13 protein-coding genes are annotated in these 13,053 nt (G+C 58.9%); 9 read left to right on the forward strand and 4 right to left on the reverse strand.

Annotated elements, in window-relative coordinates:
* Position 1 precedes the first annotated feature (1 nt).
* The 3 genes from FHT84_RS18505 to FHT84_RS18515 all read left to right on the forward strand — a co-directional run bounded on the left by FHT84_RS18505 (position 2) and on the right by FHT84_RS18515 (position 1,869).
* Entirely contained in the window at positions 2 to 829 is an 828-nt protein-coding gene (locus FHT84_RS18505; protein WP_112340750.1) for an MBL fold metallo-hydrolase, read from the forward strand.
* On the forward strand, positions 826 to 1,317 hold the full coding sequence (locus FHT84_RS18510) for a YbaK/EbsC family protein (protein ID WP_112340751.1): 492 nt from the start codon (positions 826 to 828) through the stop codon (positions 1,315 to 1,317). Before FHT84_RS18505 ends, FHT84_RS18510 begins: the two co-directional genes overlap by 4 nt.
* A 72-nt stretch (positions 1,318 to 1,389) precedes the next feature.
* Entirely contained in the window at positions 1,390 to 1,869 is a 480-nt protein-coding gene (locus FHT84_RS18515; RefSeq protein ID WP_112340752.1) for an SRPBCC domain-containing protein, read from the forward strand.
* A gap of 182 nt (positions 1,870 to 2,051) precedes the next feature.
* On the opposite strand, the gene FHT84_RS18520 is transcribed toward FHT84_RS18515, so the two are convergent.
* The 3 genes from FHT84_RS18520 to FHT84_RS18530 form a co-directional block, all read right to left on the reverse strand.
* The gene (locus FHT84_RS18520; protein ID WP_183763384.1) at positions 2,052 to 2,795 is read right to left on the reverse strand and encodes a class I SAM-dependent methyltransferase; all 744 of its coding nucleotides are present in this window, start codon (positions 2,793 to 2,795) and stop codon (positions 2,052 to 2,054) included.
* A 414-nt stretch (positions 2,796 to 3,209) separates the two neighbouring features.
* Positions 3,210 to 4,064 (reverse strand): D-alanyl-D-alanine carboxypeptidase family protein, encoded by an 855-nt coding sequence (locus FHT84_RS18525; RefSeq protein WP_183763387.1) that lies wholly within the window; start codon positions 4,062 to 4,064, stop codon positions 3,210 to 3,212.
* Between the two features lie 381 nt (positions 4,065 to 4,445).
* Positions 4,446 to 4,667: a DUF1127 domain-containing protein gene (locus tag FHT84_RS18530; RefSeq protein WP_183763391.1), complete on the reverse strand. Its 222-nt coding sequence runs from the start codon at positions 4,665 to 4,667 to the stop codon at positions 4,446 to 4,448.
* 101 nt (positions 4,668 to 4,768) lie between these two features.
* Here FHT84_RS18530 and FHT84_RS18535 point away from each other — a divergent pair, with 101 nt between their 5' ends.
* Positions 4,769 to 5,659 carry a LysR family transcriptional regulator gene (locus FHT84_RS18535; protein ID WP_183763394.1) on the forward strand — a complete coding sequence of 297 codons (891 nt, stop codon included), beginning with the start codon at positions 4,769 to 4,771 and terminating at the stop codon, positions 5,657 to 5,659.
* Between the two features lie 42 nt (positions 5,660 to 5,701).
* Here the strand turns inward: FHT84_RS18535 and FHT84_RS18540 are convergent, their stop codons facing one another.
* Complete coding sequence (locus FHT84_RS18540) at positions 5,702 to 6,358, reverse strand: dihydrofolate reductase family protein (protein WP_183763397.1); 657 nt, start codon at positions 6,356 to 6,358, stop codon at positions 5,702 to 5,704.
* Positions 6,359 to 6,583: 225 nt separating this feature from the next.
* On the opposite strand from FHT84_RS18540, the gene FHT84_RS18545 reads away from it, so the two are divergent.
* The 5 genes from FHT84_RS18545 (at position 6,584) to fabF (ending at position 13,042) form a co-directional block, all read left to right on the forward strand.
* Complete coding sequence (locus FHT84_RS18545; protein WP_183763400.1) at positions 6,584 to 8,476, forward strand: ABC transporter ATP-binding protein; 1,893 nt, start codon at positions 6,584 to 6,586, stop codon at positions 8,474 to 8,476.
* A 2-nt stretch (positions 8,477 to 8,478) separates the two neighbouring features.
* The gene (locus FHT84_RS18550; RefSeq protein ID WP_183763403.1) at positions 8,479 to 10,380 is read left to right on the forward strand and encodes an ABC transporter ATP-binding protein; all 1,902 of its coding nucleotides are present in this window, start codon (positions 8,479 to 8,481) and stop codon (positions 10,378 to 10,380) included.
* A 136-nt stretch (positions 10,381 to 10,516) separates the two neighbouring features.
* On the forward strand, positions 10,517 to 11,107 hold the full coding sequence (locus FHT84_RS18555; RefSeq protein ID WP_112340759.1) for an NADPH-dependent FMN reductase: 591 nt from the start codon (positions 10,517 to 10,519) through the stop codon (positions 11,105 to 11,107).
* A gap of 145 nt (positions 11,108 to 11,252) precedes the next feature.
* The gene (locus FHT84_RS18560) at positions 11,253 to 11,759 is read left to right on the forward strand and encodes a helix-turn-helix domain-containing protein (protein WP_183763406.1); all 507 of its coding nucleotides are present in this window, start codon (positions 11,253 to 11,255) and stop codon (positions 11,757 to 11,759) included.
* Positions 11,760 to 11,776: 17 nt separating this feature from the next.
* Positions 11,777 to 13,042 (forward strand): beta-ketoacyl-ACP synthase II, encoded by a 1,266-nt coding sequence (gene fabF, locus FHT84_RS18565; protein ID WP_183763409.1) that lies wholly within the window; start codon positions 11,777 to 11,779, stop codon positions 13,040 to 13,042.
* The last annotated feature ends 11 nt before the right edge of the window (positions 13,043 to 13,053 follow it).

Below are 13,053 nucleotides of genomic sequence, written 5' to 3' on the forward strand. Positions count from 1 at the left end.
CGTGACATACCGGCGACGCTTCACCATTTTGGGCTGTTCATCGTCGCCGGGCGTTCCCCGTATTACCGGGGATTGGGGCGATTGCGATCCTAAGAACCCGAAGAACCGGCGCACACGTGCGGCGTTTCTCGTCGAGCAGATCGCACCGGATGGCGGGATTACCACGGTCGTCATCGATACGGGACCGGATTTTCGTGAGCAGATGATCCGCGCCGGCGTCAGCTCCATCGACGCCGTGCTCTATACCCACGCCCATGCCGACCATATTCACGGCATCGACGATCTGCGCGGCTTCTTCCATATCTCGCATGAGCGGATCCCGATCCATGCCGATCCGCCGACCATGGATCGCATTCGCGAGGGTTTTCGTTATTGTCTGGAGACACCGCCAGGCAGCAGCTATCCGCCGATCGTGCGGCCGGTGCTGATAGAAAGCCTCGAGGCAAGCTTCACGATTGCAGGGGCGGGCGGTCCGATCCGTTTCTGGCCTCACAAGCAGCTGCACGGCGATATTCATTCGCTCGGCTTCCGTATCGGTAAACTCGCTTATTGCAGCGATATCAGTGATTTCCCGCCGGAATCGGTAGAAAAAGTTCAAGACCTCGATGTCCTGATCATCGACGCTCTGCAGTATCGGCCGCATCCGAGCCATCTATCGCTGGAACAATCGCTTGGATGGATCGAACGCTTGGCGCCGAAACATGCCATCTTGACCCACATGCACACGCCACTCGATTATGACACCGTGCTGGCAGAAACGCCCGATCATGTCGAGCCGGCCTACGATCAGATGCAGATCGAACTCGACGTGGAGGATGACGATCTATGAGCGAAGACAGCAGAAAGCTTTCGAGCCTGGAGCGCGTCGAGCTGGCGGCGAGCAATCTGGGTCTGGATATTGCGATCAAGCGTATGGAGCAGTCGACGCGGACGGCCGAGGAAGCCGCCAAGGCAGTCGGATGCGCCGTTGGCCAGATCGTCAAGTCGCTGGTTTTCGTCAACGCCGACACGCATGAATTGACGCTGCTTCTTGTTTCGGGCAGCCATAATGCCGATACGGCATATATAGCAACGACGTACGGTGTTCGACTGAAGCGCGCGGATATCGATCGCGTTCGCGACGAAACCGGCTTCGCGATCGGCGGGGTCGCTCCGATCGGCCATCTCGTCGATCTGCCCGTTTTCATGGACCAGAGCCTATTGGCTTACGACCAGGTCTGGTGCGCGGCTGGGCGCCCGGATAGCATCTTTGCCTGCAATCCGGCGCTGCTTGCCGAGAAGATCGCAGCCATGACGATCCGCATCAAGGCGAACTGAAGCGGCAATCCGCGGGCATTTAATCGGCCGCGCCGCGCAAAGCGCAGCGATACCCACGACCAGGAGGACGTGATGAGTGAGGCAGCAGGCGCAAAAAGAACCGATACGGCTTCCAGAATAATCCGCGCTACGCCACACGCGATCTTCGACGCGTTCGTCAATCCCGAAGCATTGATCGCCTGGCTTCCGCCCAAAGGCATGACGGGACACATTCACGTCTTCGAGCCACATCCAGGTGGCATTTATCGGCTGGCGCTGTCCTATGATGCAGCGGATCATTCCATACCCGGAAAATCTTCCGAACACACCGACATCGTTTCCGGCCGGTTCCTCGAAATCGTTCCTGACAAGCGCATCGTTCAGGCGGTGAATTTCGAATCCGACGACGCAGCCTTCGCCGGTACGATGATCATCACATGGTCGTGGATGGAGCTGCCGTCTGGTACGAAGGTCACCATAGTTTGCGAGAACGTGCCACATGGCATCAGCAGGAAAGATCATGACGAGGGCTTGAAATCGACTCTCGAAAATCTCGACAACTATCTGAAATGAAATAAAAAAATGGCAATCTCTTTATCGCGACCATATCAGCTTTTGTTCCATAATCTATCTTATCTGATTTTTGTATGTAGCCCGGTGGGTTCCATTTTCGAATGCAACAAACACACAGCGTCAGCCATGATTTTTGGACATGGAATGGCCTGCTCTTCTGCGCGATTGAACAGGCCTGCCCTTCACGCCTCCAGTGTCATAACGACGATCCAGGCCTGCCATCTGACGCCTGGGATTTTGAGCAGCAGATTGTCGATCTGTTCGCCGGTGCCCCGAACCGCGGCGCCGAACGGGCTCCTGCGAAACGGAATGGAAGCAAGCGCGGCGAGCCCGAAGAACTCCAGATCGCACTTCGAGAAATATTTGCGCACGATGTCGAAGTCGGATTTCAAGAGCGGGTGCTCATCGACCGTGCGGGCCTCCGGCGTCCGGTTGCGATAGAGATTGATCACGGGGTTGTGGCCGAGCGGCTCGAAAAAGAAGGCCTTGCCGCCGGGTCTGAGCACACGCCGGATCTCGCTGAGCGATTTTTCGAGGACTAGGTGGTGCAGGATTCCGCTGCCGAAGACGACATCAAAACCCGCTGACGGCAGGCTCATGTCCTCAGCATTATCGACCTGGAACGTCACGTTGTCGATTCCGCGGAGAGCTGCCGAATTCGTGGCCTGCTGAATGGCAACATCAGAAATGTCGATACCGGTGATCCACTTGGCGGAGTGCGCGAGACCGATGCTGCTCATGCCGTTCGAGCATCCGTATTCGAGCACGTCCTTTTCGGGGCAAGCCATCCTCACCAGCCGCCAATAAGCATCCACAGCGGCTTTGACGGCGAAATAAAACGAATCCTCCTTGCGCTCCTCCACTGCACCAAAACGTTCATTATGAAAGTCGCGCTCACGCGTCAAACGTGCATCATCATACGTCATTCCGGTCCTCCCAACTTGACCCAATGCGTTGAAATATTTGCTAGCGAGATCTTACAGGAGCATCAGACCGGTCGCGGCCAATGATGGATCCTTCATTTTCGGAGAATACAAACTGAAACCAGATATCTCCGCCTATGCGAATTCGCAGTTCGGCGCGGATTCCTACCAAATCACGACAAGCGCAGCGAACGAGCAACGGTAGACATAGGGCAGTCCGCCAGTTCGGCAATCACTGTTCGTCTATTCATCATGAGAGAGCCCTCTCACCGATCGACCATGAAAAAGCCTTGCGTGAAGGCTCACCCTGTCATGCTGCGGGATTAGCTTCTCCTCGCAGCGACTTCGGAAACGGAGCCACCCCTTATCAGCCGCCAAAAGATCAATGGTCGGCTGAATGCTGAAATCGAGCCGAAATCAGTTCGCCGAGCTTTGCTTGGGAGCGCCGGTCGATACCGTGGCCGTCGTCGCCACCGGGGCCAGATAGGTGTCCAGAAGGCTTGCCATCTTGTCGTCGCGAATCTGGGCGGTCCTCTCCCCCATGACCACGCCGACGACGCGACGGCCGTTCTTCGTTGCAGACGTCACGAGATTATAGCCGGAGGCATCGGTATAGCCGGTCTTGATGCCATCGGCACCGGCGTAGCGATACATGAGATTGTTGTGGCCGCGCAGCTTCATGCCACGGAACTTCATGCCGCGCAGCGAGAAGAGTTTGAACTCCTCCGGAAAGTCGCGCATCAGCGCAATGCCCAGCGTTGCCATGTCATGCGCGGTCGTGACCTGTTCCGGATCCGGCAGGCCGGAGGGATTTTTGAAGACGGTACTGCTCATGCCAAGCTGATGCGCCTTCGCAGTCATGATCTTGCCGAAGCTCTCCTCGGAGCCGCCAAGCTGCTCGGCAATCGCGACAGCCGCATCATTGGCCGATAGGACGACGATGCCTTCGACAGCCTCGCGCACCGTCACCTTACGGCCAGCACCGATCGCGAATTTGAAGGGCTCCTTGCTCTCGGCATTCTCCGACAAGGTAAGCTTCTGATCCCATGTCAGGCGGCCGCCATGCAGCGCCTCGAAGGCGAGATAGAGCGTCATCATCTTGGTAAGCGATGCCGGATAGTTCAATTCGTTCTCATTCGATGCCTCCAGCACCTGGCCGCTACGCGCGTCCACGACGTAACTTGCCTGACCGGCCTGCGCTATCGAAAGACTGCCAAGAAGAGACACGGCCGAAAGCGCCGCGGTAAGAAGCATTGAAGTTGTCTTGAGCATGGAACTCTATCTGGTACTCTGAATTGACGATCCGGGCGGAAGGCACCGCTGAATTTGGAAGGCGATGGATCAGACAACTCTATGGCGGAAAGAAGAACGCTGCCACAAAAAGGACTGCATGAGACATATTTGCTGTGTACTGAGGTTGAGATCATTCGAAGTGCCGGCCCCTGCCGCAAGGATCACGGCCTGCTGCAACCTGTGGTGCGTATGCCGGGGATGACGCTTGAAATCGCTCGGTCAAACCTTTTGGCCGATGGCATAAAGTCCTCCGACCGTCCGCTTCCGGCAGTCACTTCCTGCATAAGCCCTCTCTGTGCAAACGGCACAGTTATGCGGCTCCTCTTCGGAACCTTGCCCCTTCCCGTAGCTTCGGGCCATTCAGCTCCAGAACCATGACTTGCGGACCTCGGTTCGCGCTTCGGCGCGCGTCATGCCGATATCGTGAAGCTGATCGTCGGTCAGGTCGCGCAGGTTCCATCTTGTCTCGCGCTTTTCGAGGTAGATCAGAAATCTTTTGAGCGCAGCCCGCAGCAATCCCGGCTTTCGCCGTTCCCTGCCCGCGTCAGCCGCTGGCGTTGCTCTACCGATATCGATTGTCATCTTCATGCTCCCTGAGCCGCATCAACATGGCTTCAGGATGCACTGGTGTTAGCAGCGAATGAAGCTTATGGTCTTTATGCAATCCATAAGGAATTCTTCTAATGCTCAATCTGGATCAGCTCGCCGCCTTTATCAGCGTCGTCGATCTTGGCAGTTTTACCGCCGCGGCCGACAAGGCAGGGCTGACGCAACCGGCCGTCAGCCTGCAGGTAAAGCTTCTGGAGCAGCGCCTCGGTGTAAAGCTGATCGAGCGTGTCGGCCGGCGGGCGCAGCCATCGCCGGCAGGTGCCGATCTGCTTCCGCATGCGCGCCGCATCGTAGAAGCTTGCTCCATGGCGGAAGAGGCGATGATGCCGTTTCGCGAAGGATCGGTCGGCCGCGTGAGGATCGGCAGCGGCGGCACGGCCTCGATCCACCTGCTGCCTCGCGCCATCGCAACGGCAAAGAAACGCATGCCCGATCTCGAGATCATCGTCCGCATCGGCAATATTGCAGAGATACTGCACGATCTCGAAGCCAATGCGCTCGACCTCGCGGTGGTCGCCCTGCCCGCCTCCGGTCGCTCCCTCGAAATCGAACCATTCCATGACGACGAGCTTTTGGCGGTAGCTCCCAAGGGAAGCGTAATGCCGGATGGCGGACCTGATGTCGAATTCATGAAGGACAAGGCGCTGCTGCTTTATGAAGGCGGCAATACGCGTCGCGCCACGGATGACTGGTTCCGAGCTGGCGGAGCCCAACCGGAGCCCGCCATGGAATTCGGCAGCGTCGAGGCCATAAAGGAGCTGGTCGCGGCGGGCCTCGGATGGTCCATTCTTCCAGACATGGCGCTGAGGCGTGACAAATCGGACCTGTTGGTCACCTCTCCGCTCCGACCAAGACTCGTTCGGCAACTCGGCATGGTATTGCGCCGGGACAAGCATCTCACAAAAGGTCTTCGTGAAATCATGAAATCCCTACGAGAATTCCAGACGATCGGACATGCGATGTGATCGTGACAAGGCATTCTCCGGTCGTCCCGATCCTTCGATTATCTATTTCCACCGCTTGCGGCGCTCGATCTCCTCTTCAGACGGATCCGGCCCGACGAAGGAACCTGTCTTCACCGGCCCATCCGGCTGGTAAGTCGCAAAGATGACACCGGTCGGAGATGACTGTGTGCGCAGCAGTTTCATCGCCGCGGGAACCGCCCCGCCGGCAAACAGCTTCTTGCCGCTACCCAGCATGAGCGGAAAGATCATCAGGTTGAATTCGTCGATTAGTCCGTGGCGCAGCAAGGTCTGAATGAAATCGCCGCTGCCCTGGATGAGGAGATCCGGCCCCTCGCCTGCCTTCAGTTCCTTGATCGCCGCCACGACATCCTTGCCAAGGGACCGGCTCTTGTTCCATTTCAGCTCGCCGTTACCGCGTGTCGCAACATATTTGGTGACGCTGTTGAATTTCGCGGCAATCGGATTGTCATTGTCGATATAGGGCCAATAGGCGGCAAAAATCTCATAGGTCTTGCGCCCGAGCAGCAGATCGAACGGCTTTTCGAACACTTCGAAGAGTGTCTTGAAGGTTTCTTCGTCGGAATAATGAAATACCCAGCCGCCATACTTGAAACCGCCGGTCGGATCCTCATCCGGACCGCCGGGTGCCTGCATGACGCCGTCGAGGCTGATAAATGTGGCTGCGATGACCTTGCGCATGATGTCCTCCTTTTTGCTTGGTGCTCGAAGGACGTCCCGCCGATTTCGATCCCGACATGTCATCGATTATTTTTTGAACACGCAATCTAACGTTCGCGCGGGACTTGTGACCAATTGACTCTTGAACGTCGCCACGGAATCGGCAAAATTCATCCTATCAATACTTTCCCTGAGATACGAACCCGACTGCGGGCCCGCCTCGTTTAATTGTGCTTGGATAAAAGCGTGAGCAGCGATTCATCAAGAAACGCGGCGCGGCCATTGGCCTCGCGCGCGCATATCAACGCGGTCGGTTGGGGCCAGGGCCTCTCGACGATCGTTCGTATCACCCATATGACGCTGCGCCACCCCTGGCAGACAAGCTTGGCCATAGGAGCAACTTTTGTAGCTGCAACGTTGCAGTTGACGATCCCCAGGCTTCTGGGTCGAGCCGTCGACCAGACACAGACGGCGGTTGCTGGTGGCGCTGCCGGCCAGATCGCGGAAAATGCTTTGATGACGACGGCTCTGCTGCTGCTTGTCGTCAGCGTCCTGCGCGGCCTGTTCACGATGGTGCAGAACTATTACAGCGAATCCGTCGGCCACCACATGGGCTATGAGCTCCGCCTCGCCTGTTACGAGAAAATCCAGCAGCTCTCCTTCAGCTTCCACGACAAGGTCCATTCCGGCGATCTCATCACCGTAGGCCTGCTCGATCTCGAAGGCGTGCGCATGTATTTCTCGACCGCCCTGGTGCGCACGGTGTTGCTCACCATGCTGATCGGCGTCGGCGCCTATATGCTGCTGTCGACCGATGTGGCACTCGGCCTGCTCGCCCTGAGCTTCGTGCCCTTCGTCGCGTGGCGCTCCTCCGTCACGCAGTTGCGGCTGCGTTCGACCTGGCTCGAGCTGCAGGAACGGCTCTCGGTGCTGACGCGCGTGATGGAAGAAAATCTCGGCGGTATCCGCGTCGTCCGTGCCTTCGCCGCCCAGGCGCATGAACTCATGAAGTTCGACCGCGCCTCGCATAACGCGCTTTCGCTGGCCCATAAGCGCGTCGGCATCCGCGTCATCAATACCAGCGCCATGAACCTCTCCTTCTTCGTGTCGATGGGGCTGGTGCTCTGGCTGGGTGGTCTCAAGGTCATTGCGGGCGAGATCAGCGTCGGCACACTGGCCTCCTTCCTGACCTTCATGACCATCCTGCAGATGCCGGTACGCCAGCTCGGCCTGATGGTGAATGCCTTCGCCCGCGCATCGACCTGCGGTTCTCGGCTGTTTGCACTGCTGGATCTCGATATTCCCATCAAGGATGCACCGGATGCCAAGCCGCTTGTCGTAACCGACGGTATGCTGCGTTTCGAGAATGTCGACTTCAACTATCCCGGCTCGGAAACGCGGCCGGTGCTGAAGAATATCTGTTTCGAGGCAAGGCGCGGCGAGACGATCGGCATCGTTGGCCCGCCCGGCAGTGGCAAGTCCACCATCGCCCACCTCATTCCGCGCTTCTATGATGTCACGGCCGGGCGGATCACCCTCGACGGCCAGGATATCCGCAAGGCGACGCTGCAATCGCTGCGGCAGAACGTGGCCGTCGTGCAGCAGGATTCCTTCCTGTTCACGACAAGCATCGAGAACAATATCGCCTATGGCGATCCCTGGGCAAAGGAAACCCGCATTGAGCGCGCCGCCGAGTCGGCACAGCTGCACAATTACATTCTCGGCTTGCCTGCCGGCTACACCACGGTCGTCGGCGAGCGCGGCGTGTCGCTCTCCGGCGGCCAGCGCCAGCGCCTGACGATCGCCCGCACCTTGATGCTGAAGCCGGCCGTGATGGTCTTCGACGATTCCACGGCGGCGATCGACGCTGCAACCGAGCAGCGCATCCGCAGTGCCATGAAGCGCTTCGCGCGGGATCGCGTGACGCTGGTCATCGCCCACAGGCTGAGTTCGCTCATGCATGCCGACAAGATCCTCTTCATCGAGGATGGTGAAATCGTCGAGCGCGGCACCCATGAGCAGCTTCTGGCCGCTGGAGGCCGGTACAAGGCGCTTTACGATCTGCAGGTTCGCCCGGAGGACGATGTCATCAGGACATCCAGTGGCGGCACGCTCGAGAGGGCAAAAAGGGAGGTTTGACAATGTCGGAAATCACCGAAACCGAGCGCAATGACGTGCGCGAGGATGGTCGCCGCCCTCCCCGTGCCGTGGTCGGCTCGCACCGCGTCGAAGAGGAGGTCTTCGGCAAGGTCTTCGACAGCAAGATCATTCGCCGCATCTGGGCCTTCGTCAGCCCCTATCGCCGCCAGATCTATATTTCGGTCGCGGCCGTTCTGCTGTTCACGGGATCACAGATTATCATACCGCTCGTCATCCGGCATGCGATCGACAATGCGATGGCACCGGGCGCCATAGACTACTCGGCACTCTGGCTGTCTCTCGCAATTTTCGCGGCGGCAATTCTCGTCAATTACGGGGCGAGCTATGTGCAGGAGACCTTTGTCGGCCAGGTCGCGGAGGAAGTGCTGTTCGACATACGCCGGGCGATGTTTGCGCATCTGCAGCGCGTCTCGCTGTCCTTCATGGACAAGACGGAAGTAGGACGCCTGATGTCGCGCTTGCAGGGCGATGTTAACTCCATGCAGGAATTCCTTGAAACTTCAGTGCTTTCCGTCGGTGACATAGCCCTGCTTTTCGGCATCGTCATCGTCATGCTGTCGCTGGATTTCCGTCTTGGCCTGCTGACGCTTTCCGTCATGCCGATCCTCTTCATCGTGCGGCTGTTCTGGCTGCCGAAGGCGCGCCTCGCCTTTATGAACGCGCATGAGACCAACTCCGTCACCAACGGCGCGCTGGCCGAAGCAATCCATGGCGTGCGCGCCGTTCAGGGCATGCATCGGCAAGGGGTCAACTTCTCGCTTTTCGACGACAAGGCGCATACCAATCTTCAAGCGCATCTGACGGCGGCGCGCTATGCGCAGATCATGGTGCCGATCGTCGATACGCTGACCGGCATGGCAATGGCGATCGTCATCATCGTCGGCGGCTCGATGGTCCTGAACCACAGGCTCGATGTCGGCATCATGGTCGCCTTCCTGTTCTACATCCAGCGCTTCTTCGACCCGATCCGCTCCCTCACCATGCAGTATTCGGTCATGCAGCGCGCCATGGCGTCCGGGCAGCGACTGACCGAGGTGCTCGATGTACCCATCGACATCAAGGATGCACCCGATGCCGTCGAGCTTTCGCGGGACATGGACGGCTCGGTGGAGTTCCGCGACGTCGTCTTCGGTTACAATCCCAAGCATCCGGTGCTGAAGAATGTCAGTTTCAGGGTCAATCCGGGTGAAACCGTAGCGCTGATCGGCCCCACAGGTTCGGGCAAGTCGAGCTCGATGGCACTTATCCATCGTTTCTACGACGTGCAGCAGGGCCAGGTACTGGTCGGCGGTCACGACGTGCGCTCCCTCACCCAGGATTCGCTCGGCCGCCAGATCGCCATGGTGTTGCAGGAGCCGTTCCTCTTCACCGGCACTGTGCTCGATAATATTCGCTATAACAAGGCGGAGGCGACGCGCGAGGAAGTCATAGAAGCTGCCAAGGCCGTCGGTGCGCATGAGTTCATCATGCGTCTTCCGGATGGCTACGATTCCGTTCTCGGCGAGCGCGGCGGCGGTCTTTCGCTCGGCCAGCGCCAGCTCGTGAGCTTCGCCCGCGCCCTTGTCGCTGACGCCAAGATCCTCGTACTCGACGAAGCGACAGCGAATATCGACAGCTACACCGAAATGCTGATCCAGAAGGCACTGGTGAAGCTGCTCGAGGGCCGCACCGGCCTCGTCATCGCCCATCGTCTGGCCACCATCCGCGAGGCCGATCGCATCATGGTGCTGCAAAATGGTCAGCTGCTTGAAAGCGGCAACCACAATCAGCTCATGGCGAATGGCAAACTCTATTCGAAGCTCTATAATCTCAACTACGCGTCGTTCGACGATATTCCGGAGGAGGAAGTCTCCGCTTCGGTGCCGGCGGAGTCGCGAACCTAAAGCAATTCGCGGAAAAGTGCGTGGCGGTTTTCGTCCAGAATTGATTTGAAAACAATGGGATAGAGCGGTTCAGAGATTCCATGAAGAGCTGAACTGCTCCAGACATGCCGCGCGAGCTGTGAGGACATAATCGCCAATGGTCGACAGTATTCTGGTTCTCTACGGTTCCTACCGGTCGGATCGTGTCGGCATCCGTCTTGCGAATTATATCGTAACCGGACTTCGCGAGCGCGGAAACGCCGTCGAACTCATCGACGCCAAGGCGGTTGGACTGCCGATGCTCGATCGGATGTACAAGGAATACCCCAAAGGTTCCGCGCCATCGGCAATGGAGCAGCTTGCCGAGAAAATCCGGGTGGCCGATGCCTTCGTTTTCGTTACGGGCGAATATAATTGGGGCATGCAACCCGGGCTGAAGAACCTGACCGACCATTACCTTGAAGAGTGGTTCTGGCGCCCGGCGGCAATTGCCAGCTATTCCGGCGGCCGCCTTTCCGGCGCCCATGCGGCAGTCTCATGGCATGGCACCCTTTCCGAGATGGGAATGGTCGTCATCTCAAGCACCCTCGCGGTCGCCAATATCTCGGCGGCGTTGGACGTTGACAGTAAACCGACCGGGAGCGGAGGCGATGCGTTGGCAAGAGCTTTCCCCCGTTTTGCTGAGGATCTCGCCTGGTGGACCGAGGCAGCAAAACACCAGCGCGCCCGCAAGGCACCTCCTTACTAAGAACTCGCGGCGTGGCTACAGCCGGGCACATCGCGCTTATTCCCATCTAGCCTCACATCAGCAGATTGAGTTCTCGTTTCGCGCACACGCCGGTTCATGATAGTAACTTGCATAATGCTAGTTACTCATGCTATCTGCCCTGCCCATGCAGAGAACCAGCTTCAGCACCTTCAAATGCCCAGCCGCCCGCGCGCTCGAAAGCGTCGGCGACTGGTGGAGCATTCTGATTCTGCGTGATGCCCTTCAGGGGTTGAGCCGGTTTGACGAATTCCAGAAGAACCTTGGAATTGCGCCGAACATCCTGACGCGTCGGCTCAAGCACCTAACCGATGAAGGCTTGTTCGAGCGGCGTCTCTATAGTGAGCGGCCGTCGCGCTACGAATATGCGCTGACCGACAAGGGTCGGGATTTCTTCCCGGTTCTGATGGCGCTTTTCACCTGGGGCAACCGGCATTTGCCTGCCGAAGAGGTCGCCGTGCGGCTAGCCGACGCCAATACCGGTGAAGACCGCGACCCGCTTCTCATCGACCGCGTCACTGGCCGCGCCTTTCAGCCTGAAGACACGATCCTCGTGCCTGGGCCTGCGGCCGACGAGGCCGTTCATGACCGCATCGCCCAGATGAAAGCATGGTTTCTGGGCTTCGACGCCTGACACAATAGGAGCAAGACATGGATCGTATCGTCGTTACCGGCATGGGGCTGGTTTCTCCCCTGGGTGTGGGTGTCAATGCAAGCTGGAAACGGCTGATCGAAGGCCGTTCCGGCCTCCGATTGCTGCCTGAGGAAATGGTAGGCGACCTCGCCGCCAAGATCGGCGGTGTTGTTCCCGATATAGCGGAGGACCTCGAAGCCGGCTTCGACGCCGACCGCTATGTGCCGATCAAAGACCAGAAAAAGATGGACCGCTTCATCCTGTTCGCCATGGCGGCCACCGAGGAGGCGATCCTGCAGGCCGGCTGGCAACCGACTGACGTCAGCGCTCTGGAACGGACGGCCACGATCATCGCATCGGGCATCGGTGGCTTTCCCGCCATCGCCGATGCGGTTCGCACAGCGGAAACGAAAGGTGTGCGGCGTTTGTCGCCCTTCACCATCCCCTCCTTCCTTGTCAATCTCGCCGCCGGCCAAGTGAGTATCCGCTATGGGTTCAAGGGGCCGCTCGGTGCGCCGGTCACCGCCTGTGCGGCCAGCGTGCAGGCAATCGGCGATGCAGCGCGGCTGATCCGGTCCGGAGAGGCCGATGTTGCCATCTGCGGCGGAGCGGAAGCCTGCATCGACAAGGTCAGCCTTGGCGGCTTTGCTGCGGCGCGCGCACTTTCGACAGGCTTCAGCAATCGCCCCGAGGAAGCCTCCCGCCCCTTCGACAGCGGCCGTGACGGTTTCGTCATGGGTGAAGGCGCGGGAATGCTTGTCATCGAGACGTTGGAGCACGCCCTTGCGCGTGGTGCCACGCCGCTTGCCGAGCTTGTCGGTTACGGCACTGCCGCCGATGCCTATCACATGACTGCCGGGCCGGAAGATGGCGATGGTGCGCGCCGGGCCATGCTTGCCGCCCTTTCTCAGGCTCGCATTTCGCCGGCCGAGGTCAAACACCTGAATGCGCATGCGACATCGACACAGGTAGGCGACCGCGGCGAGATGGAAGCCATCAAGACCGTCTTCGGCCGCGATGGCGGTATCGCTGTCAGCGGCACGAAGGCCGCGACCGGCCATCTTCTGGGTGCCGCCGGCGGCATGGAGGCGATCTTCACTGTCATGGCGCTGCGCGACCAGATCGCTCCGCCGACCCGCAATCTGCAGGATCCGGATTCGGCGGCCGAAGGTATCGACATTGTTGGTGCCAAGGCGCGGCCGATGGCCATGGATTATGCGATATCCAACGGCTTTGGCTTTGGCGGCGTCAACGCCAGTGCTCTCTTCCGCCGCTGGCAGTAATCGCTTCCGCT

It is taken from the genome of Rhizobium sp. BK289, from assembly GCF_014193575.1.
Lineage (GTDB): Bacteria > Pseudomonadota > Alphaproteobacteria > Rhizobiales > Rhizobiaceae > Rhizobium > Rhizobium tropici_C.